Source organism: Desulfovibrio oxyclinae DSM 11498 (assembly GCF_000375485.1).
GTDB lineage: Bacteria > Desulfobacterota > Desulfovibrionia > Desulfovibrionales > Desulfovibrionaceae > Pseudodesulfovibrio > Pseudodesulfovibrio oxyclinae.
In genome coordinates, this window is record NZ_AQXE01000006.1 from 43,568 (window position 1) to 63,397 (window position 19,830).

17 protein-coding genes are annotated in these 19,830 nt (G+C 50.5%); 12 read left to right on the plus strand and 5 right to left on the minus strand.

The genetic code is table 11. The features are described from left to right. Positions 1 to 31 precede the first annotated feature (31 nt). Entirely contained in the window at positions 32 to 1,651 is a 1,620-nt protein-coding gene (locus B149_RS0107640) for a type I restriction-modification system subunit M (RefSeq protein ID WP_018124596.1), read from the plus strand. A gap of 16 nt (positions 1,652 to 1,667) precedes the next feature. Beyond that, positions 1,668 to 2,522 (plus strand): GIY-YIG nuclease family protein, encoded by an 855-nt coding sequence (locus tag B149_RS0107645; RefSeq protein WP_018124597.1) that lies wholly within the window; start codon positions 1,668 to 1,670, stop codon positions 2,520 to 2,522. A 116-nt stretch (positions 2,523 to 2,638) separates the two neighbouring features. Here B149_RS0107645 and B149_RS0107650 read toward each other — a convergent pair whose 3' ends face one another. After that, a complete protein-coding gene (locus B149_RS0107650) occupies positions 2,639 to 2,962 on the minus strand; it encodes a DUF2958 domain-containing protein (protein WP_018124598.1) in 324 nt (107 codons plus the stop codon). Between the two features lie 136 nt (positions 2,963 to 3,098). After that, a complete protein-coding gene (locus tag B149_RS0107655; RefSeq protein ID WP_018124599.1) occupies positions 3,099 to 3,542 on the minus strand; it encodes a Ros/MucR family transcriptional regulator in 444 nt (147 codons plus the stop codon). Positions 3,543 to 3,925: 383 nt separating this feature from the next. Between B149_RS0107655 and B149_RS0107660 the strand changes: the two genes are divergently transcribed. Further along, complete coding sequence (locus B149_RS0107660) at positions 3,926 to 5,635, plus strand: primase-helicase family protein (RefSeq protein ID WP_018124600.1); 1,710 nt, start codon at positions 3,926 to 3,928, stop codon at positions 5,633 to 5,635. A 61-nt stretch (positions 5,636 to 5,696) separates the two neighbouring features. Here B149_RS0107660 and B149_RS0107665 read toward each other — a convergent pair whose 3' ends face one another. Together B149_RS0107665 and B149_RS0107670 are read right to left on the minus strand one after the other, a co-directional pair. After that, a complete protein-coding gene (locus B149_RS0107665; protein ID WP_018124601.1) occupies positions 5,697 to 7,433 on the minus strand; it encodes a hypothetical protein in 1,737 nt (578 codons plus the stop codon). Positions 7,434 to 7,554: 121 nt separating this feature from the next. Beyond that, complete coding sequence (locus tag B149_RS0107670; RefSeq protein WP_026167509.1) at positions 7,555 to 7,767, minus strand: TM2 domain-containing protein; 213 nt, start codon at positions 7,765 to 7,767, stop codon at positions 7,555 to 7,557. 220 nt (positions 7,768 to 7,987) lie between these two features. Between B149_RS0107670 and B149_RS0107675 the strand changes: the two genes are divergently transcribed. The 9 genes from B149_RS0107675 to B149_RS0107715 all read left to right on the plus strand — a co-directional run bounded on the left by B149_RS0107675 (position 7,988) and on the right by B149_RS0107715 (position 17,597). Further along, positions 7,988 to 8,314 (plus strand): helix-turn-helix domain-containing protein, encoded by a 327-nt coding sequence (locus B149_RS0107675; RefSeq protein WP_018124603.1) that lies wholly within the window; start codon positions 7,988 to 7,990, stop codon positions 8,312 to 8,314. A gap of 99 nt (positions 8,315 to 8,413) precedes the next feature. Next, on the plus strand, positions 8,414 to 9,004 hold the full coding sequence (locus B149_RS0107680) for a hypothetical protein (protein WP_018124604.1): 591 nt from the start codon (positions 8,414 to 8,416) through the stop codon (positions 9,002 to 9,004). 611 nt (positions 9,005 to 9,615) lie between these two features. Continuing rightward, positions 9,616 to 10,215 (plus strand): tyrosine-type recombinase/integrase, encoded by a 600-nt coding sequence (locus tag B149_RS0107685; RefSeq protein ID WP_018124605.1) that lies wholly within the window; start codon positions 9,616 to 9,618, stop codon positions 10,213 to 10,215. Between the two features lie 105 nt (positions 10,216 to 10,320). Continuing rightward, positions 10,321 to 10,557, plus strand: a complete 237-nt coding sequence (locus B149_RS0107690; RefSeq protein WP_018124606.1) for a helix-turn-helix domain-containing protein — start codon at positions 10,321 to 10,323, stop codon at positions 10,555 to 10,557. Between the two features lie 140 nt (positions 10,558 to 10,697). After that, positions 10,698 to 11,579 carry a tyrosine-type recombinase/integrase gene (locus B149_RS0107695; RefSeq protein WP_245533205.1) on the plus strand — a complete coding sequence of 294 codons (882 nt, stop codon included), beginning with the start codon at positions 10,698 to 10,700 and terminating at the stop codon, positions 11,577 to 11,579. A 65-nt stretch (positions 11,580 to 11,644) separates the two neighbouring features. Then, positions 11,645 to 12,853: a hypothetical protein gene (locus B149_RS0107700; protein ID WP_018124608.1), complete on the plus strand. Its 1,209-nt coding sequence runs from the start codon at positions 11,645 to 11,647 to the stop codon at positions 12,851 to 12,853. Between the two features lie 133 nt (positions 12,854 to 12,986). Beyond that, entirely contained in the window at positions 12,987 to 13,883 is an 897-nt protein-coding gene (locus B149_RS18530; RefSeq protein ID WP_156816777.1) for a hypothetical protein, read from the plus strand. A gap of 130 nt (positions 13,884 to 14,013) precedes the next feature. Then, on the plus strand, positions 14,014 to 15,240 hold the full coding sequence (locus B149_RS0107710; RefSeq protein ID WP_018124609.1) for an ATP-binding protein: 1,227 nt from the start codon (positions 14,014 to 14,016) through the stop codon (positions 15,238 to 15,240). A gap of 575 nt (positions 15,241 to 15,815) precedes the next feature. Continuing rightward, entirely contained in the window at positions 15,816 to 17,597 is a 1,782-nt protein-coding gene (locus B149_RS0107715) for a hypothetical protein (RefSeq protein ID WP_018124610.1), read from the plus strand. A 749-nt stretch (positions 17,598 to 18,346) separates the two neighbouring features. Here the strand turns inward: B149_RS0107715 and B149_RS0107730 are convergent. Then, positions 18,347 to 19,756 carry an RHS repeat domain-containing protein gene (locus tag B149_RS0107730; protein ID WP_483782816.1) on the minus strand — a complete coding sequence of 470 codons (1,410 nt, stop codon included), beginning with the start codon at positions 19,754 to 19,756 and terminating at the stop codon, positions 18,347 to 18,349. Positions 19,757 to 19,830: the final 74 nt, after the last annotated feature.

A 19,830-nucleotide genomic window follows, 5' to 3' on the forward strand; every position in this document is an offset into this window, starting at 1 on the left:
CCGAAACAACACGCGCAAAGGCAACTATATCATGACTGAAAGCAACCAGATACAACTTGGCAAAACTCTCTGGAACATCGCAGACCGACTGCGAGGCGCGATGAACGCGGACGATTTCCGTGATTACATGCTCGCCTTTCTCTTCCTGCGCTATCTCTCTGACAATTACGAGAAAGCGGCAAAGAAAGAATTGGGGCGTGACTACCCGGATCCGAACGCCGTTGGCAACGGTGGCCGCACTCCTCTGTCGGTATGGTACGACGATAATCCCGGCTACATCGACGCATTTGAAAAACAGATGCGCCGCAAGACCCATTACGTCATAAAGCCAAAGCATTTGTGGACAAACATTGCCCACTTGGCTCGGACACAGGACGCGGACCTGCTGAACACCCTTCAAGAAGGTTTCAAGTACATCGAGAACGAGTCGTTCGATAGCACTTTCTCAGGACTGTTCTCGGAGATTAACCTCAGCTCGGAAAAACTGGGCAAATCTTACTCGGATCGCAACGAAAAGCTCTGCAAGATCGTCAAGGAGATTGGCGAAGGGTTGGCCGAGTTTTCCACAGATTCCGACACAATGGGTGATGCCTATGAATACCTGATCGGCCAATTTGCCGCCGGGTCCGGGAAGAAAGCTGGAGAATTCTATACGCCTCAGCGCATCAGCGACATCCTGTCCGCCATCGTCACACTCGACGGGCAAGACCCCGAAACCGGTCCCCGAAAAAAACTGTCAAGCGTAATGGACTTTGCATGCGGCTCCGGATCGTTGTTGCTGAATGTTCGCCAACGCATGCTCAATGCGGGAGGCAGCGTCGGGAAAATTTATGGGCAGGAGAAGAATATCACAACCTACAACCTCTGTCGCATGAACATGCTGTTGCACGGGGTGAAGGATTCTGAGTTCGAAATTTACCACGGTGATGCGCTGACCAACGATTGGGACATGCTCCGTGAACAAAACCCCGCAAAGAAGCCGACCTTCGACGCGGTCGTCGCCAATCCGCCCTTCAGCTATCGCTGGGACCCAACCGAGGCTCTTGGCGAAGATATGCGCTTCAAAAATCACGGACTGGCCCCCAAAAGCGCAGCGGACTTCAGCTTTTTGCTACACGGGTTTCATTACCTTAAAAATGACGGCGTAATGGCGATTATCCTCCCCCACGGAGTCCTGTTCCGTGGCGGCAAAGAAGCTGCAATACGCAGAAAACTGCTCGAAGACGGACACATCGACACGGTAATCGGACTACCGGCGAACCTGTTCTACTCCACGGGCATACCCGTGTGCATTCTCGTGCTCAAGAAATGCAAGAAAAGCGATGACGTTTTGATCATCAATGCCTCCGAGGACTTTGAAAAAGGCAAGCGACAAAACTTCATGAACGCCGATCAAATCGCCAAGATCATTGATACCTACCAGCATCGCAAGGAAGAGAAGCGGTATTCTAAGCGGGTCGGAATGGAGAAGATCGAAGAAAATGACTACAACCTCAACATCTCGCGCTATGTCAGTACAGCCAAGCCAGAACCAGAGATCGACTTGAAAGCGACCCATGCCCAACTGGTTAAGGCTGAGAAGGATATCAAGACGGCCAAGGAGAAACACAACGCATTCCTCAAAGAACTGGGACTGCCGCCGTTACCATAAATGACCGGAGCAACTCATGTCGATTCCGTATTCCATACGAATGTTCCTTCCCGATGGTGATCCTGATGGCCTGCGTTTGATCGAGAAGTCTAACTGGACAGGCATGGGGGTGGTATTTTCTCGTTCCGGCTACAAAGAAGCCCTTACGCGAGAAGAGTTCCAGCGCACCGGCGTATATGTGCTCGTCGGGACTTCAGAAGAAAGCAGTTTGCCGACCATCTACATCGGCGAAGGCGATCCGGTACGGCCTCGGCTGGACAGCCATTACGCCAAAAAGGATTTCTGGAACTGGGGGGTGTTCTTCGTCACGAGCAACCAGAGCCTCAACAAAGCGCACGTTAAATACATGGAGAGCCGTCTAATCCAGCTGGCAAAGGATGCCAAGCAGTGCAACCTGGACAACTCCAACGACTCAGGCAGGCCTACTCTCTCTGAAGCAGACGTCGCTGACATGGAAAGCTTTATTCACGACATGCTTAAGGTCTTCCCACTCGTCGGCCTCTCTGTCTTCGAAAAGCCGAACCAGACCCAAAGTCAAAGAGAGATGCTTTTCATCAAGGCGAAGGGGATCAAGGCTAAAGGCTACGAAACCAGCAGAGGCTTTGTCGTCGTTGAAGGCTCCGAGGCTGTGACGGCTGAAGTGCCATCTATCCACCAATATCTCACCAATCTGCGGAATGATCTGGTCCAAAAAGGCGTACTTCAAGAGCAGAACGGGCATTACGTTTTCGCAGAAGATTATGCGTTTTCATCACCAAGCACCGCTGCCGGGGTTGTCTTAGGAAGGAGCTCGAACGGCAGAACATGCTGGAAAAACGCCAAAGGCAAAGACTTAAAGGCTATTCAGGCTGCAAATACGATGGATGCATGATATTTGACAGCGTACTGTAAAACCCGGTCCCTCATCCTTTCCAGCAGCACATGCATGAAGCGGTTCCAACAACTCTTTGTTCTCGTAAAGGATGCCATTTCTGCAGGCCGAACCTGCTAGCCATTCGTTCTATCGAACTGTTCATCCATGACCTCTCTGAACTCACGCACCCGCCACCCTTCCTCGACGCAGACCACGAACGGCCCCACCCTGAGCTCGGTCAGCTCGGCCAGCGAGAAGTATCCCCACTCCGAGTTCATTATGTCGCCGTTCAGGACCGCGTATCCGAAGAACGTGTCCTTGCCGTCGAACTCGGCGGCGTACCAGTGAGAGTCGCCGAGGAAGAAGTGCGCCCAGATCAGCTTCTCGTAGGCGGGCGTGTCCTCGGTTTCGTGGAGCCGGGGCATTCTGGGGACCCGGCTATTAGCCTTATTCGTCATATATAATGTTCCTGCTGTGCCGCCTGGACGCGGCTGCTTCGCGAGTTGGTGAATCATGCCGGGCGACGATTAGACACGCCCAGGCCCGGCCCTAGGAAACGAGAAGGCCCGCCGTGATCACGGCGGGCCTCCCAATCTAAGCATCCTTTGCGGCGTCCTTGGCTTTGCCCTTGGTGGGCTTATCCTTGTCATCGGGCTCCTTTCCCGTCCGCGTCCAGAGCTTCATCTCCTTCATCCGATCGGCCCTCGCCTTGGCCGTCTCCCGGCACGAAAGCGGAGCCCGTTTCCTATAGCCCCACTTGGCGCGGTACTCGTCCGGCGTCAGCCCGTGCGACTCCAGGTGCTTTTTCGAAAGGGTCTTGAAGGTCCGACCACACTCCAGGCACACGATCGACTTGTTCCTGATCGCCCGCTTTGGATCGCAAGGCGGCTCCTGCTTGGGCGGATCGGCCTCACCTTGGGCGATCTTCTGGAGCCCATCGCTCAGGCTCTTGACCATCTCGCAAGCCTCGTCGGCGGTCATCTGCCTGACACCAGCCTGCGCCTCCACGATCTTGAGGGCATTGTCCATGTGACTCATGCTCATCTCCCTGTTTTATCTTGAGATTCAGGGAGACGTCATTATCTCGCCCTGTGGGTTTCGTACATACCGAAATCCACGAGAAAACCCTCAGCTGCTCAGGTTTCTCCCGAGTGTTTAAACAGTTTCAGAATCAGAAATCACAGGCGAGATTTTAGCCCGGAATGCTCATAAAGATGAGAGAAACCTAAAAGTCTAGACTTTATTATTCAAGCAAGTCTCTATTTTAATTACACTTTAAAAAAAAGATGCAACTATTTTCCTGAAGTTAAGTTCACGTAGCTGCCGGGCTCAGGCATAATGGGGAAATCTTTCAGTCGACGGAAGAATGTCAGAGGATCTAACCAAACTAAAACTAAAATAAAACTAAAGGATTTAAAAAAATGAAAAGCCATAACGGACTGACGTACAGGAAGGAAGATATCTCTAGCAAGAACAAACCGCTTTTACCGACTTTACCAACTTCCAGATTAGCCGAGGAGAACGCTTCTCTTGTCGCTACTACGATTTCGTCCGGACCTGGTAATCTGGGTCCGGTCAGTGATGAAGCTATCGAGTTCGTGCAAAACGTCATCGACGATGGCCTCACCCACCCTAACGACATCATAAAGCTTGTGCAGATGAACCACGAATTTTTCGTCGCACGCCACAACGGAAAGGTCAGCGTACTCCAGGAAACCACGAACGAAAACGGACAGACAGAAATCGTTGCGCTGACGGACCGCGAGTTGATGCTGCTCAAGTCTCACGAGACAATCAGGCAGATCAAGAGTTATGACAAAAATCACCAGCCTCAGTACAAAAATGTTAGAATTGCCGATGCATGGCTAACCTGGAAGTTCAGACGGACGTACGAAGCAACGGTATTCCGTCCCGGCGGCTTAAACGAGGATGACGCCAAGCGTTTCTATAACTTGTTTCAAGGCTTTGAGGTAACCCCGGCAGCAGGGCAGTTCCCTAGGATTGAGTACCACCTTAAGGAAGTCTGGTGTAGGGGAAATTGGAGACATTACAGGTTCCTGACGAACTGGTGGGCACATCTACTCCAGTACCCCAATGAAAAGGCTAAGGTCGCTCTCGTGATCAAGGGCGGCAAGGGCGCGGGCAAGTCCACGATTTTTGAAGGCATATTCGAACGCATCTTGGGGGCCGCATATTGCAAGGTCGATAGGCCTGAGCAGGTCACTGGCAAATTCAACGCTCACCAGCGAGGTAAGCTCCTCCTGGTTCTCGAAGAGGCTGTCTGGGCCGGAGACAAAGCCGCAGAAGGGGCACTCAAGAGCATGATCACCGACAGGAAGACCATGATCGAACCCAAATGCGTGGACGCCTACCAAGAAGACTCTTACTTCCGTCTGGCGTTCGTCTCCAACGAGCGTAGGGCTGTCCCCGCCACCGCAGACGAAAGGCGATATTTCGCGCTGTCCGTTTCCAGTGACAAGGCCATGAACATTGACTACTTCCGCGCCCTGTGGGAGGAGATCGAAAACGGCGGCGTAGAAGCCTTCATGCACCATCTGATCAACTGGAAAGTGGACAGAACAGAGCTGTTCAACCCGCCCCTGACTGAAGCCCTGTTCGAGGACATCTACGAATCATTCAGCGCATTCGAAAAATGGGTGTACGAGTTGCTCCACGACGAAGACGCCATCGACTGGGGAAAACCCGTTCGGACCAAGGACCTCTTCGACCACTACAAGGCGTGGTACGAGGAAGCCCGGGGGCTTGGCAGCTACCTCAAGGGAGGGCAGATCACCAGCCAAGGTAAGATGAAGTCAATGGCCGAAGCGTTCTTCTCTGCCCCTCACAGGAAAATCGGCGGGCAGTCACACCTGGAGATGCCGACTATGAAGAATGCTCGCAAGATTTTTGAATCCAAGGTCAAGGCCGTGGTCATGTGGCGTGACGAAATGAGCAATGAGCGCATCCCCGGCAACCGTTTGGCCCCATCTGCCAGTCAGGTCCACGACAAGGACGCCGTTGATTGGTTCTTTGAGGACGAAATGAGCCCTGAGCCAAGCGAACACTTCAACATTCGCAGCAATGATCCATTTTTTCAGGATGAGATAGCGGCTGCATGCACTGACGACTAGCAACAGACAGGGCGTCCTGGTCACATCAGGACGCCCTACTTGTTTCAGATACCAAAGAAAACTATTGCTCCATCCTTGCCTTGATAACCTCCGGAGCTGCCTTAATCATATAGCTTAGCCCAGTTGTCTCGGACACCTTGGGGCCTACGTCAAACCAGTACCCATGCCAGATCTTTTTTGAAAAGAATGAAACCCTGTCCTTTGCATGGAACCCAAACGTGCTTTCCTGCCCTCCCGCTGTAGAGGAAAACGAAACATGCACCCCGTTGAATTCAGCCAAGTCTTTAGAAGATACCATTTTCATTTTTCTGGCTTCATCCGCAAGAGAGATCGCACTGCCAAGCAACCGTATGAGTTCTTGTGTGTCTTCAGCCGAAAGGATGTACTCATACTCTCTGGGAGACTTGCCGTCCTTCGAAAGGCTCACGGAATACGATAGCTCCCCGTCTACGCTGACGCATAACTTTCGGTAAGCAAATGCAACGGAACTCATGTCATTATTCAACGGATACATTTCTGGCTCTGAAGGCTTGTCCTGGAAGAGGACAAGGCCGCGGTCACTCATCGGATTATTGCGAATGGCATAGGCAGCCTCGTCTATGAGCTTACGCTCAAAATTGACGTCATTAATAACAATGATGGTCGCGTCATCAACCACGAGAGATACGCCACCATGTCGCGCTCCAGATGTGTGTAATTGTGACAGCCTGTCATACGCCTCTTGGTTCATCGCGTTGCGCTTGAGCATAAACAAATACATGTTGTCGTTATTCGTTTTAAAATAAATTGCGCCCTTGTCACCGACATACGTCCGCCCGCCCCAGTCAGCCACCTCCGTAACCTTGAACGCGTTTGAGATGTCGCCGATTGCGTTCCAGCGTATTCCTCCCACGCCCTTCACCCAATCACCTTGAGCAGAGGAGGAAATGGCAGCATACACCGTGTCGAACTGATCCCTTTCGTAAGCCATGCGCTGAGAAAGCAGATCTTCCGCCTGGGTAGCCTTCGCAAATGCATCCTTGTATGGGCCAATGGCTTTGAACGTGTAAACGAGAGACTCAAGGCTTCTCGTATCAGCTTTCTCCATCGGCACTGTTAGTTTTTTCGCTGCTGATGAGTATATTTCGCCCAACCTCGCCATGAACTTTTCAATCTTGCGAATATTTGACTTGCTGGTCCTGTCGCTAATGCCACTTTCGTCGGCTAATCTTTTCGCTTCAATGAAGGCGTAAATCCCCATGAAATCGCCTGCCTCCATCTTCTGTCTCATGTCTGATGGCGTCATTTGTTTGCTGTCGGCCACGACATCAAGCAGTTCCATTGCACCACGAATATGGTCGTATATGAAATCGCCATACCCAAAACCCGGGTTGACGCCTCTGACCCTTTCACCCCTAGCGAATTTCAAAAGCTTCGAATAATGCTCTTTGGACCAATCTTTGGCATCGCCTGCCACTGCCAAAAACATGTTTTCCTTTGGAAGGAGTGATGTTGACGACGCTTGTGCGGTCTTCTGCTTCGTCCCCGGCAACTCTGGGGCATCAATACAAAAGCCCCAGATCGGGCTGTCTATGACGGCCCCCTCAATCTCGGCGCGCTTCCCCACATTGTTAGCGAGGTAGCTACGCACATCCTCGCTCAGCATGGAATCATCGCCGCACCCGACCAAGAATTGCATGCCTGGATCGTAGAGCCGATAGAATGTCTCGCTGCCGCTCTCCGATCGCTCGACCACGCCCGTCACCGACTCGGCAGTAGCATTCACACACATCGTCGTGAGTACAAAGGCCAACGCCATCAGCAATCTCCTCATAAAAATCCGCCTCCGTGGTCCAGGGGATACCCTGTGTAAGCTTTAGTTTCACAAAAAAGCCGGGGGCTGCGCCCCCGGCTCATCCTTTCGCGCGGAAAGTCCACTTTTACCACTCCCTAAGCGGAGCCCCTGCATTATCCTTGAACCCGCCACTCCAGATGGCAATGAGGTCCATGGTCGCCCCTATGCAGAACAGCCCGCCAGTAAGGGCATACAGGACACCCTTGCCGATCCTGCCCACGTAGAAAAGGTGTGCGCCTACGATGCCCCCGATCAGGCATGCGATAAGTGCGGTCTTCCTGCTCTTCTCGGACGACATCGTCGTATACCTGCCCCCGCCAGCATTCACATTAACGTTGATGCTCTGGCCGCAGCCTGTTCGGTGGTCCCTTGAGTCATGTGAGTTCTCCTTGTCTTCAGTTTGGACGTTACAAATATCAAGACTGAACACCGATATATCCACCCTCTTGCTAAAAGTAAATGTATATCAGGTCCACATTAAGGGATGTCAGATATATCCATGGACGGTGGAGGCGAACATGGAAGACATCCTGTTTACGGTTGGTAGGCGGATTCGAGAGCTACGAAAGAGAAAAAGGCTGTCGCAAAGCAAGCTGGCCGAGAAGGCTGGCCTGAACGACAAGTACCTCGGCGAGGTCGAGAGAGGGTCGAACAACATTTCGATTAGGAACCTCGGACAGATCGCCATAGCCCTAGAGGTAGAGACGGCAGAACTGCTCGACGACTCACACCAGCGCGAGATCGACAGGAAAGAGATCGCATTGAAGCTCCAGAAAATCATCGAATCGGCATCTGACGAGGACCTCTGCGCCATCTACGGCTTCGCCTCAAGCATCATCGGCTGAACATCCTTTCCGCCCATATAAATAGAAACGTGAAAGGCTTGCGGACCGACCGCCTGCCTCGCTCACACGTTTTCACTATATGTAACACGGGAGGATGTGATGACCGAATCCATCAATTTTAAAGACCTTTTTGTCGAGCTCGGGCTCGACCCAATGACCAAGGGCGGCAACCATATTTGCCCACTCTGTGGCAAGACGGCATTCACGCCATACAGCGATAACGGCGTTGCCCGATGTCATGCCTGCGGCTGGGCTGGCAACGCAATAAACCTCTATGCCAAGATAAAAGACGTGGACACTCAGGAGGCGTTCGCGGAGCTCTTGAAGCTGTACGGCCAGGATCGCATCAGGCTGAAGGCGAAGACACGCAGTGAGGCCATCAGCAAGCTCGCTGGTGACCTTGAGTTCCTCGCCTGGGTCCGTGCCTACTTCGCCTTCTACAAGTCCGAGCGCATGGGCGCTGCCCACTACCAGCGAAAGTCCGGCTACAGCCGATCGCACTTCACCAAGGTACTGAACGGCCAACCCGACAAGGTCTCGCGAAAGGCCTGGAACGAGATCGTGCTGCTCCTGAGACAGTCAATCAACCTCGGCCAGCTTAAGAATGACATGGGGATGGGGGACAAATACTGGAAAGACCGCATCAAGGGCGACGACCAGCTTAAGGAGTGTGTGGCCAGATACCAATAGGGCTTATCGGCGGATAAATCGGACCGGGTATTTACGGGCATGGCCTGTGAATGCCCCTTTTTGCGTCTTGGTAGGCAAAGGTCTGCTTGTTTATTGGCTTAGGCTTGCACAGGTTGAGCTCACATCGGCATAACCTTTTTCCATAAGTTCATCACGGCCACATCACAATTTTTCATCTTCAGAATCTTCATCCACACATGTTCAAATCAAATTTCAAATTCAGTGGATGAACCATTGTGCGCGAAGCGCATGACCACACTCACCGGAAGAGGTGGGCAAGGCCCACCCATCCGATGAGCGTTGCTCATTGTTGCATTTCTTGAAAGAAATCCACCAGGCTGAATCGCTCCCGCCGCTTCACCTCTGCTTGCTATTATTTATCAGAACAATGTTTCCGAAATCAGGCTTCTCCGTGTTTTTTTTCCCAAAATACCCACTTTTCCGCGACCCTTCAGTTTACGATAACAGTCCGGAAATGTTAAGTTTTTATCAAAAGTTAACATTCTCCGAAAAGTGACTGTTATTATGAAGACTTATCGACGACTCGAAATCGCCCGTCCTGAGAATGTTAAAAAAGCACGCAAAACCAAGCAGATACTTAACATTAGAAAATGAGCCCCAGAAACGACAATCATCCCCTCAGAGGAAGTTCCATCACCGTCGAGCCCATCCGCTCCCTGGAAGCGATCTCGGCCATCAAGGACATGCTCCACGACAAGCCGCGTGACCTGTTGCTCTTCGTGATCGCGACCAACAACGGCATCCGTTGCGGAGACCTCCTGCGGCTCATGGTCGGAGACCTGCGCGGCAAGAACGTCGACGACACCATCGCCGTCAAGGAGTCGAAGACGGGCAAGACCAATGTCCTCGCCGTCAACGATTCCGTCCACTCAGCACTGACGCGGTTCCTCGCGTCAGGCTCGTTCAGCGACGACGAGTACATGTTCCGATCACAGAAGGGAGACAACAAGCCCCTTACCATCCAGTCCGTCAACCGAATGGTGAAGTCGTGGTGCCGCGAGGCTGGCCTCGACGGCAACTACGGAGCCCACAGCTTGCGAAAGACGTTCGGCTACGTGCAGCGCGTCCACTTCGGCGTCGGCTTCGAGGTCTTGTGCAAGAGATTCAACCACGCCTCGCCAGCCGTCACCATGCGCTATCTCGGCATCAACGATACGGAAGTGGTCAGTATTTTGAAGAATTCGATTTAGTTTGGTTCGTCGAGTTTACTTCAACCCTTGGGTTTTGAGAAATTAATGAAGTCGAGGGAGTTGGTCCCTCATAGGAATCAACCATTTAACAGGAGGATATCAGCAATGGGCAGGCCCATCACAGTCGAAAGACAGTTCTACACACAGAAGGAGGCAGCCGAGTACTGCGGATACTGCGTCGTCACGTTCCGACAGTTCGCCAAGGATTACGAGATTCCCAAGTGCGGACCTAAGCGGGACCGATACCGCAAGGAGGATTTGGACGACTTCATGACCGATCCGGCCAGCTTCCACAACCCCGTGCGCACTCGCAAGTCCGGTTTCGTTCCGGTGGAGGTTTAGTGAGCGTAGGAAAAACCAAGGACGGACGTTTCTACGTCCAATACAGAGTATCGTACCGAAAAAGCCCGAAGCGTGAGTATTTCGGGAGAGGAGCTGAAGCAAAGAAAGCAGCCAGGGAACGCGACGCGGAAGTCAAGCTGATGAAAAGCCGTGAAGAGGAGGTCAGGGAGAGCCATGTCTACCTTGACGAGCTTGCCCAGACGTACCTCGACCACGAGAAGGCTAGAGGGCGTAAGCAGAAGTTCCTCAACGAGGTCCGAAACCGACTCAACAAGTCGTACCTGCCTGCCCTCAACCACGTTCCGATCCACAGGCTCACGGCGAAGGACTTCGACAAGCTGGCGGTGGAGTACTCCGGTCTCTCCAACAGCTCGTTCAACCGCTACATCACGTACCTGAACGTCATCTTCAACTTCGGGGTGGACTTCGAATACATCGAAAAGAACCCGATGGCGGCATGGCGAAAGCGCGTCATGAAACGCGAAAAAACACGAGAGCTTGAGATTACCCTTGAGGACATCCAAGCCATATACGACCACGCCGCGCCGCACGTGCAGAAAGCGATCAAACTGGTCTTCAACACCGGATGCCGCCCTGGTCAGTCCGAGTTGCTCAAGATCAAGTACAGCGATGTGGACTACGCCAACGAGCGTGTCAGGATTCGCGGGACAAAGACGGCCAGGAGCGACCGATACGTTCGCCTGCTGCCGGAATTCCTCAACGAAATCAAAACATGGGAAAAGGAGGCAAAATGCGAGTACATAGTCGAGTTCAGAGGTAAGCCCGTCAAAGGGTATGCCAACGCGTTCAGGAACGCAGTCAAGAAGTCCGGCATCGGCAAGGAGGTCGTTCCGTACCACCTGCGCCACTTCTTTGCTTCCACCCTGATCGCGGGCAAGGCTGACATCAAGGCGGTCTCATCCCTCATGGGTCACTCAGGCCCGGGGATGCTGTTCAAGACATACTACCACCTGATCGGCGAAGGCGAAAAAGAAGCCATAGAGAAACTGCCAAAGATCTAAACCAACCAACAGGTTGGGTGCTGTTTTGTTGCCCCGAGCTCCATCCCCCAATCCTGGACAAGACCATGAAGAATTTCCTTTCCATCGCGGAAGGCAAGCTCGTCAACGACGGAATGCAGCCGACCATGAAGGCCAAGATTGACCTTCTGACAGACTCCGAGGACGTTCAGCCCACGTTCCCGTTCATACTCGAAAGCCTCGGCCTTCACGCCTGCCTGGATGCCATGGATGCCGTGCCTTACCAATACGAAGACTTCATAGAGAAGACGCTCAGGCTGCTCGCCATCGACGCCGCATACCGCGTCATGCCCCTCTGGGAGAACGCCGAAGTCGCCCAGGACGGCCTCAAGGACCTCCTGCGACTGGCGCACCTTTACGCGCACGGCGAGGTAGAGCACGAGGAGTACCAAAAACGCATGTGGGAGGTCGCCCAGCCGATCATGCGCGATGACAAGTCTCATTCCAGCATAACCGCTGCCCAGACGGCAAGGGACTGCGCCCTGCTCTCCGCATCACATAGCCTCATCCCTGCCCTGAGCAAATCCGTCGAGGCCGTGCAGGCCTACCACGGAGACATCGCAAGAGGCTGTGCATACAGCTACAAGGCCAACCAGGAGCACGCCCTGCGCTCCGCTTGGAAGCACGGAGGCCCGATCTCGTTCGGTGCAACGTTCGCCGTCACGTCAAAGCACGTCCTGGCCGCAGTCGAGGCCGAAATTTGGCACGTCGCATACACCATCGCCGACGAGTTACTCGGCTTCATTGAGTACGACAACGTTAGTATCACTGAAAAAGCGATGGAGGACTTCCTCCTGGAAGCCCTGGCGTCAGCGGGCGAGGACATCGCGCACGAAGTGTTGCACAAGAGCGCACGGCTCATGATCGACTCGGCCATGGCTACCGGATCGTTCGATGAAGCAAAAGCGTTGGCGAGTGAAGCCGCTCTGGAAGTGTTCAGGGACGCCTGCTCCGATCCCAACATGTACGAGCAACTAGCGATCGGCAGGACGGCAATCGCAGCAGCCTGCTACGACTTCGAGGACCACGAGGCATTCGCCATCTGCCACGCCCTGCACTACCTTCACGAGGGGAGCTTTTACAAGGCTCATCCGATCAACGCTAAAGCAGATGAGATAGCCAGGGATGTTGCTCTGGATGCCAGGAAGCAGCTTTGCTTGGAGCAGATGGCGTATGCTGCTGCAGGCAGTTACGCAGGAAAGATTGAAATGGGCATTCAAGTAGATGTCCTGGCTCGGCTTTTGTCAGACGCTTAATACCGCTGCCTAATGGCCCAACAAAGCCGCCCTACTTGTACAGTAGACAACACAGTGATTGTAAACAATAATACTCAAACTATATCGTCACGCTTGTAGCTATACACTCACACAGCCTAATCTGGAGAATGATATGGAAATTAGTTTTAATGATGAGATAAGAGCCTTTATTGAACAAAATTGTAGTTCTGGACTGATTACCCACTTCGACTCGGTCCTTCATGTTACCGAAGAAGGCCATAAGCATAACTACTCAACAATTTACTGCCCATTTGGTGCTGGAGAGTATAAAAAAACGACTCCCTTGATCGACTCTTTACTTTTCTTTAACCTGCTAGATATTTCAATCGACTCTATTTCTCACATCAGCGAAGACATTAACTTCTACGACAAATACAAAAGAGGGATTTCAACACACTCTGACAATCCGTTCTTTTTATGTGTATATGAAATATATAGAATTTTTCTTGTTATAAGAAGCACACTTGTTCACCACAACGATGGCTTTTCGCGATCAGGTTCCACATTAAAATTTGAATATATGTTTAAAGACAGAGAGTACAGGTTACACATTACACAAAAAGGTATTGAAAGACTATTTCAAGCAGCATACCTTGTATCTAAATATTTGCCTCTCGATTCGATATACATTCAAGGTATGGTAGTATGGCTTTATGAAGACATATTAAAAGGTGTCAATGCGTTTAGTGATCGAAAATCAAGGACCCTAGAAGCTCCCCCTTCGATCATTAAAATTCGCCCCTTCCATCGGGATATTCTTCGTGATGATCGGCTTATTATCAAAGGTAATGAGATTTCTTTTCCTGAATCACCACACTCTGACTATCCAGAAGGATCATATTCAATGCTTGATCATTTCATCACACAGGGAGACAAATCATATTTAATCCCAAACGAAGCGTTTATGTTTGGTAAAACAGTCCAATATAGCAAGTTGTCCATATGGCAAACACCTCATCACCTTGAAAATTCTGCACAGCGTATGATTTCTCAAATCAAAAACACCTAGGCAATATTCTCTACGCCTCTTGGCAAATAACCCCAGAGCGTACAACCTGCGTCGCGGCCCATTTATTAATTCGGGAATTGACATTAAAACTTAGGTTGAAATTTTACCATTTAGTGGTAAATATTTTACCATGATTAGACGAAATATCACCCAAGAACTCCTTGAAGCACTGGCCGACTCCCCTGTTCTCTTCCTGCGCGGAGCGCGGCAGGTAGGCAAGAGCACTCTGGTCAAGGACCTGCTCGCTGACGCGTTCGAGGCCAAATACGTCACCTTGGACAACGCCACGGTTCTAGCCTTAGCTGGTGGCGATCCTACGGCATTCATCGCAGGTCAACCAAGGCCATTGATCATAGACGAGGTTCAACGAGTGCCGGAGTTGCTGCTGGCAATCAAGGAGGCTGTGGACGCAGATCGGAAACCAGGAGATTTCCTGCTGACTGGCTCTGCAAATCTTCTGACCCTCCCCCTAGTGAGTGACTCCCTTGCCGGACGCATGGAAATACAGACTTTGTGGCCGCTCTCCCAGGCAGAGGTGCATGAGCGCAAGACGGATTTCGTGCAAGCTCTGTTCGACAAAGATTTCGGGCAGCAAGGCGTAGCGGAAGAGTACGACCTGCCAGACATATTGATAGCGGGAGGCTACCCGGAAGCCATGACGCGTAAAACGCATAAGCGAAGAAACGCATGGTTCGATTCTTACCTGACAACCATCGTTGAGCGAGACATCCGCGACATTGCACGTGTCCAGGAGACAGCCACCATGCTCAGACTGGTGCGCCTGCTCGCAACGCGCACGTCGAGCCAGCTCAACCAGTCCGAAGTGTCCAGAACCATGCAAATGCCAAATGCGACGCTCGGACGGTACATAGACCTGCTTGAGAAGGTTTTCCTCATCCACTTTCTTCCGGCCTGGGCCCCCAACCTCGGCAAACGCCTCGTCAAGTCGCCCAAGCTTTACATGGTGGACTGCGGCCTTGCAGCCCACCTCATGGGCGCTGACGCTGATAGGTTGCTAAACACGCCGGAACTCGCAGGCCAGCTCCTCGAAACCTTCGTGGTCAACGAAATACTCAAGCACCTGACGTGGAGTAATGTTTCGGCCACCCCCTATCACTTCCGCACTCATGCAGGCCTTGAGGTAGACCTCATTCTGGAAAAGCCGTCCGGCAAGATCGGATGCGTTGAAATCAAACACTCCGCACAAGTCGCACCGAAGCACTTCCGTGGGCTGAAAGCAGTGAAAAACGATCTCGGAGACAAGTTCCAATCAGGTGTGGTGCTGTATGGAGGGACGGAGGTAGTCCCATTTGGTGAGGATATGTTTGCAGTCCCCATCAGCGCACTATGGGGATAGGCACATTGGATGCTCACCCTCCTGACAATTACTCAGTAAGTCATCTCAAGCGAATTGGCTGGATTTATTAAAAAAATGGGTCACACCTTCTATTGTAGCAAAGTCAAAAACAACAAGTAACCGCCTAAAAATCATGCCTTTTTCCTTGGTATACCGAGTGTATACCAGGATACGCCTTTTTGCCCCGGTATACGGAAATCTTAAAAATAAATTCAATCATTTCAAGACTTAATTCCCAGATTTTGTCTTCGTAATCAGTAGGTCGTCAGTTCAACTCTGATCTCTGGCTCCAACGAAATCAAGCACTTACGACAAGTCGTAAGTGCTTTTTTTGTGCCTTGGTATACGCCTTGGTATACATTTGAGTGCAGGGGGATGTCCTGGGGTGGCCGGGGTGTATACATTAGAAAGGACGGCATACACTTGGTAACGACGGTAACAATATTACATCAAAACAGTCTGTAACACCCTCAGATACTAAAATGTTGGCAAAATGAAAAATTTTAGCCTATATGAAATTCTCGAAATCAATAATCACACACGAATATCTCAGTCTAAACACTAGGTAATACTACATGCGCTTTCGAAGCATTCAAAAATGGAATGATTTAGAAAACTCAAAGAATTTATTATTCTTTGCCCAAATAGTTGATGAATTACTATTTGATTTCTCGCTAGACACATACAAGCCTTCAGCTATGAACCCTAGCATACTCTGCAACGAAGCGATGTTAACAATAATCAACATCGATGAGGGAGTAATATCACGACCGAACCTAACTCATATTTTAGATGAGTTACATGACCAAATTTCCAAAGATGAAGTTGCACAGTCCCTCATATCACAAGACTTGGGATTCACATACAAGATACTGAAGGATCCTGGATGCACTTTTGAAGAAAGGAAGACATTAATTGGTATTCTTTTAACGCAACTCGATATTCCACAATACAAAAATAAGATCGAAAAGCTTATAGAGCAATCAATTATTGATGAACAATTCTCCCCTTCTAGGATTCGAGCATTAGCCCGCTCATACATTACAACACTTATAAACTTCGGATACAGCCAAAGACATATCAATAAAGCCTCTCAAAACTATTTTTTCTATGGCGCAAACACAATTTCTGGGAATAATGACATTAAGGTGTATTTTGAACTATTTAAATCGACACTTAAGGAATACACACTCATATACAAAGCATCTAAACAAATAGTTTCGATTAAAGATTCCTGCATAAAACTTGGAATACAAGTTCATGAAAACACCGACGGTTTCGGCGCGGATTTTGATCAAGAGCTATTCAAGCTGGGTGAAAACGAAGTCTATATAAGCATACTCAAAAACTCATTAGACAAATACAGAGCAAGATCTTTAGCAGACAAAGATATTGAACAAGCTCTTACGGTATACAAAATATTCAATCATAAAGAGCCTATCGCCATTTCCTCAAAATGCATAATTTTTGACAAAGACTCTGAGTCATATTCTTCTTCCCCTGCACCTATAAACACAATGCTAAAGTGCAGTGATTCAAAATCATCAGTTGCAGCGAAAAAAATGAACCAGTTCGTGCCCGACTTCTCACTTGCACATGAATCTTTTTTAAAATTCCATCGCGCAGCAGAACTCCACTCGATGGCCTTGGAAAGCAGGTTCGAAGAAAATCAATTAATCAACCTATGGATAGCCCTTGAGTCAATTGTTCCCGTTAAATGGGAGGACAAAGACATCTCCAAAATCAAACACATTGTTGATTCAATCACCCCAGTGCTCAATATCAACTATTTTGACACATTGATGAATAACCTCCTCAAAGACTTGATACGCTGGAACAGAAGAGAATTAACGCATGCAGTTACTGGAGTTCAAGGGACAAGCTTAAGGGAAAAACTGACCAAGATTATAGCTCTTGGAATATATAAGACAAAAAGGGAACGATTAGAACAACAGTTTGGCGATTTTCATTTACTACGAGATCGCTTCAGTTTTTTTGTGTCTGCGTTTTCTTCACCCAAGACTATTGGAGCTATGCTAGAAAAACATACCCAAAGAGTTGGATGGCAGATTCGGAGAATTTATCGGGCAAGAAATATGATTGTACATAGTGGTAAGACTCCCTCCTTCACTAATATTCTCATTGAAAACACTCACGACTACCTTGATACAATCATGAAAACTACGATAAAATTATCGACTCACAACAAAAAAATAAGTTCAATACAACAAGCATTTATGTACTCAAATATCCAATACTCAGCCTTGATAAAATGGCTTTCAAAAAAAGACACAGAATTTTCCGATGATAACATCAATCGTATAATAGGAAATCCACTCGCAACTAATGATTTCTAATAGTCACTCCTCACCTCCACGACAACGTCCGCAAATCGTCTGACCTTGCTCCGGCACAGGACCATCAGCCCAGGAGCTGTCCCCATCTCGGCAAGCGTGAAGTAACCCCACTCTGCGTCATCGAAATCGCCATCCAGGACGACGCAGCCGAAGTACAGCCCCCTGCCGTTGGCCTCTGCCGCCATCCAGTGAGAGCCCGAGCCCAGCCGGAAGAAGTGCAGCCATATCTCCTTATCCTCGAAGGGGACGCCATCGTCTCCCCAAGCCTGGGCATCTTTGCTGTGTGCAGCCGGAACCCGTCAGCCATTCCATCCCCCTCCGTGCTGTTCCGACATGACCTCCTTGAACTCACGCACCCGCCACCCGTCCTCGACGCTAACCACGAACGGCCCTACCCTGAGTTCGGTCAACTCTGCCAGCGAGAAGTATGCCCACTCCAAGTTCATCATGTCGTCGTCCTGTGGTCCGAAGAACGGAGGCCACTTCTAAAACACGCTTACATGAAAAAACGCCCTGATAATCATGCAGGGCGGTTTTCATTAGTCCTTATTATCTTTTTTCGCGAGATGAAGACCGAAGTATCCAAGCAACAATTGGAATTGCAACCCCTAAAGCAATGAGTATGCCTCCTGACAGTCTGGGATACGCAATTGGAATATCTCGAATAGACATTTTCCCATCAATTGCTCCTTCCAACCCCATAAGAATCAGCGCAATCCCCAAGCCTAGATCCATCCACTTCAATCGCTTCAACGCCTTTTCCTCCATTCTTCAAGACGATCTATCGTTTCCTTTACACCCAATCCAAGTATTCCTGCTGATGATTGCGGCGGCTGCCCAGAGTTAAATGCGCCGTCAATCAACTCCGTCGCAGTCGCAACGTATCCCGGATTCAGCCTTCCAAATCTGGCAACAGCAGCCCCTCCCGCCCCCAAGACACCTGCTCCGACCGTACCCGCCTGGATTCCAGCAACTTTTTTCATGGAATCATGCACCCCCTCAGTAGCCGTGGGCTTATCCTTGCCATAGTTCTCGTCGATATTCTCGCCCAGCAAGTCTACGCCTTTGGCGGCTCCGTATAATCCAGTGCCTGCAATTGCCGTTACAAGCGTTTTCCCTATTATGAGAGGTGCTATAACTCCCATCAATCCGTTAGGATCATGGGCGTTAACCGGATCATCCAGACAATACCCGTACCAGTCCGGATCGCCGCCAGCGTCACCAATCGGGTCAGGGGCTGTCCAGCGCCCGGTGAAGGGATCATAGTCCCGCCAGCCGAACCTTACGAAGCCCAAATTCCTGTCATGAAGACCACCTGCAAACCCTATTGGCACCCGTATATCCGGGTTGGTGTCTCTGATTATTCCACCGAATGGGTCGTACAGGATTTCCTTTATCACGTTGTTTGCTGAGTCAGCAACAACACGGAGCGAGCCGACCTGGTCGTAGTGCAGCGTATAAACGGCGCCATCTTCACGGCGCATGGCCGAAGGCAACCGTTCATCGTTTTCGTACTCAAATTCATATCCCACGCCTCCGTCGTGGAATGCTGCAAGGCGAAGAAAGTCGAGCCACTGATATACTTCCACGGTCTGACCGTTGAGTTGCTTGGCGACCCGTTGCCCGTTGTCATCATGCAGAAAGGTAACGACGTGGTCCTGATTCTCTATCTTCATACTCAGCAGCCGATAGTCCGGCGCATATTCGTAGAGGTGGTACGTGCCACCATTTGCCCAAATACAGCGGAACCCGTTTGCGTCATGCGTGTAACCGCTGTTCCCCGCGGCCTGAAGTCGGTTGTCCGTTGTATACCGGTAGTCACGAAAGCGAGGTCCCACCGTTACAGGCAGATAGTCCCGCATGCGGCGACCTTCATTATCGTAGTACCCCTGAAAAATCAGGCGGTCATCCAGATGGGCTTGAAAAAGACGCCCTGCGTCATCATAGGAATAATTCCAGGTGACCTGCCGCCCTGCCACTGTTTCCTTTTTCTCGACTATGCGACCGTGTTGGTCGCCTTTCACCCGATATGAATACACTTCAGTCATAACGATACACCACTCATCATTTTGTTCCCGAAGACCATTCCCGGAAATCAGGACAAGAATACCACGGGTTTGGCGACAAAAGTGGGTGAAACAGCTTCGGAGGGACGAAATGCAACATTATGTCGGTCCTCGGCGCGTCCAGACAGGCAAGATACTTACTCTGGTTGACCGATTTGTCTTGACAG

Coding starts and splice junctions, on each gene's coding strand:
- B149_RS0107640 (WP_018124596.1), top strand. CDS start 32: ATGACTGAAAGCAACCAGATACAACTTGGCAAAACTCTCTGGAACATC.
- B149_RS0107645 (WP_018124597.1), top strand. CDS start 1,668: ATGTCGATTCCGTATTCCATACGAATGTTCCTTCCCGATGGTGATCCT.
- B149_RS0107650 (WP_018124598.1), bottom strand. CDS start 2,962: ATGACGAATAAGGCTAATAGCCGGGTCCCCAGAATGCCCCGGCTCCAC.
- B149_RS0107655 (WP_018124599.1), bottom strand. CDS start 3,542: ATGAGTCACATGGACAATGCCCTCAAGATCGTGGAGGCGCAGGCTGGT.
- B149_RS0107660 (WP_018124600.1), top strand. CDS start 3,926: ATGAAAAGCCATAACGGACTGACGTACAGGAAGGAAGATATCTCTAGC.
- B149_RS0107665 (WP_018124601.1), bottom strand. CDS start 7,433: ATGGCGTTGGCCTTTGTACTCACGACGATGTGTGTGAATGCTACTGCC.
- B149_RS0107670 (WP_026167509.1), bottom strand. CDS start 7,767: ATGTCGTCCGAGAAGAGCAGGAAGACCGCACTTATCGCATGCCTGATC.
- B149_RS0107675 (WP_018124603.1), top strand. CDS start 7,988: ATGGAAGACATCCTGTTTACGGTTGGTAGGCGGATTCGAGAGCTACGA.
- B149_RS0107680 (WP_018124604.1), top strand. CDS start 8,414: ATGACCGAATCCATCAATTTTAAAGACCTTTTTGTCGAGCTCGGGCTC.
- B149_RS0107685 (WP_018124605.1), top strand. CDS start 9,616: ATGAGCCCCAGAAACGACAATCATCCCCTCAGAGGAAGTTCCATCACC.
- B149_RS0107690 (WP_018124606.1), top strand. CDS start 10,321: ATGGGCAGGCCCATCACAGTCGAAAGACAGTTCTACACACAGAAGGAG.
- B149_RS0107695 (WP_245533205.1), top strand. CDS start 10,698: ATGAAAAGCCGTGAAGAGGAGGTCAGGGAGAGCCATGTCTACCTTGAC.
- B149_RS0107700 (WP_018124608.1), top strand. CDS start 11,645: ATGAAGAATTTCCTTTCCATCGCGGAAGGCAAGCTCGTCAACGACGGA.
- B149_RS18530 (WP_156816777.1), top strand. CDS start 12,987: ATGGAAATTAGTTTTAATGATGAGATAAGAGCCTTTATTGAACAAAAT.
- B149_RS0107710 (WP_018124609.1), top strand. CDS start 14,014: ATGATTAGACGAAATATCACCCAAGAACTCCTTGAAGCACTGGCCGAC.
- B149_RS0107715 (WP_018124610.1), top strand. CDS start 15,816: ATGCGCTTTCGAAGCATTCAAAAATGGAATGATTTAGAAAACTCAAAG.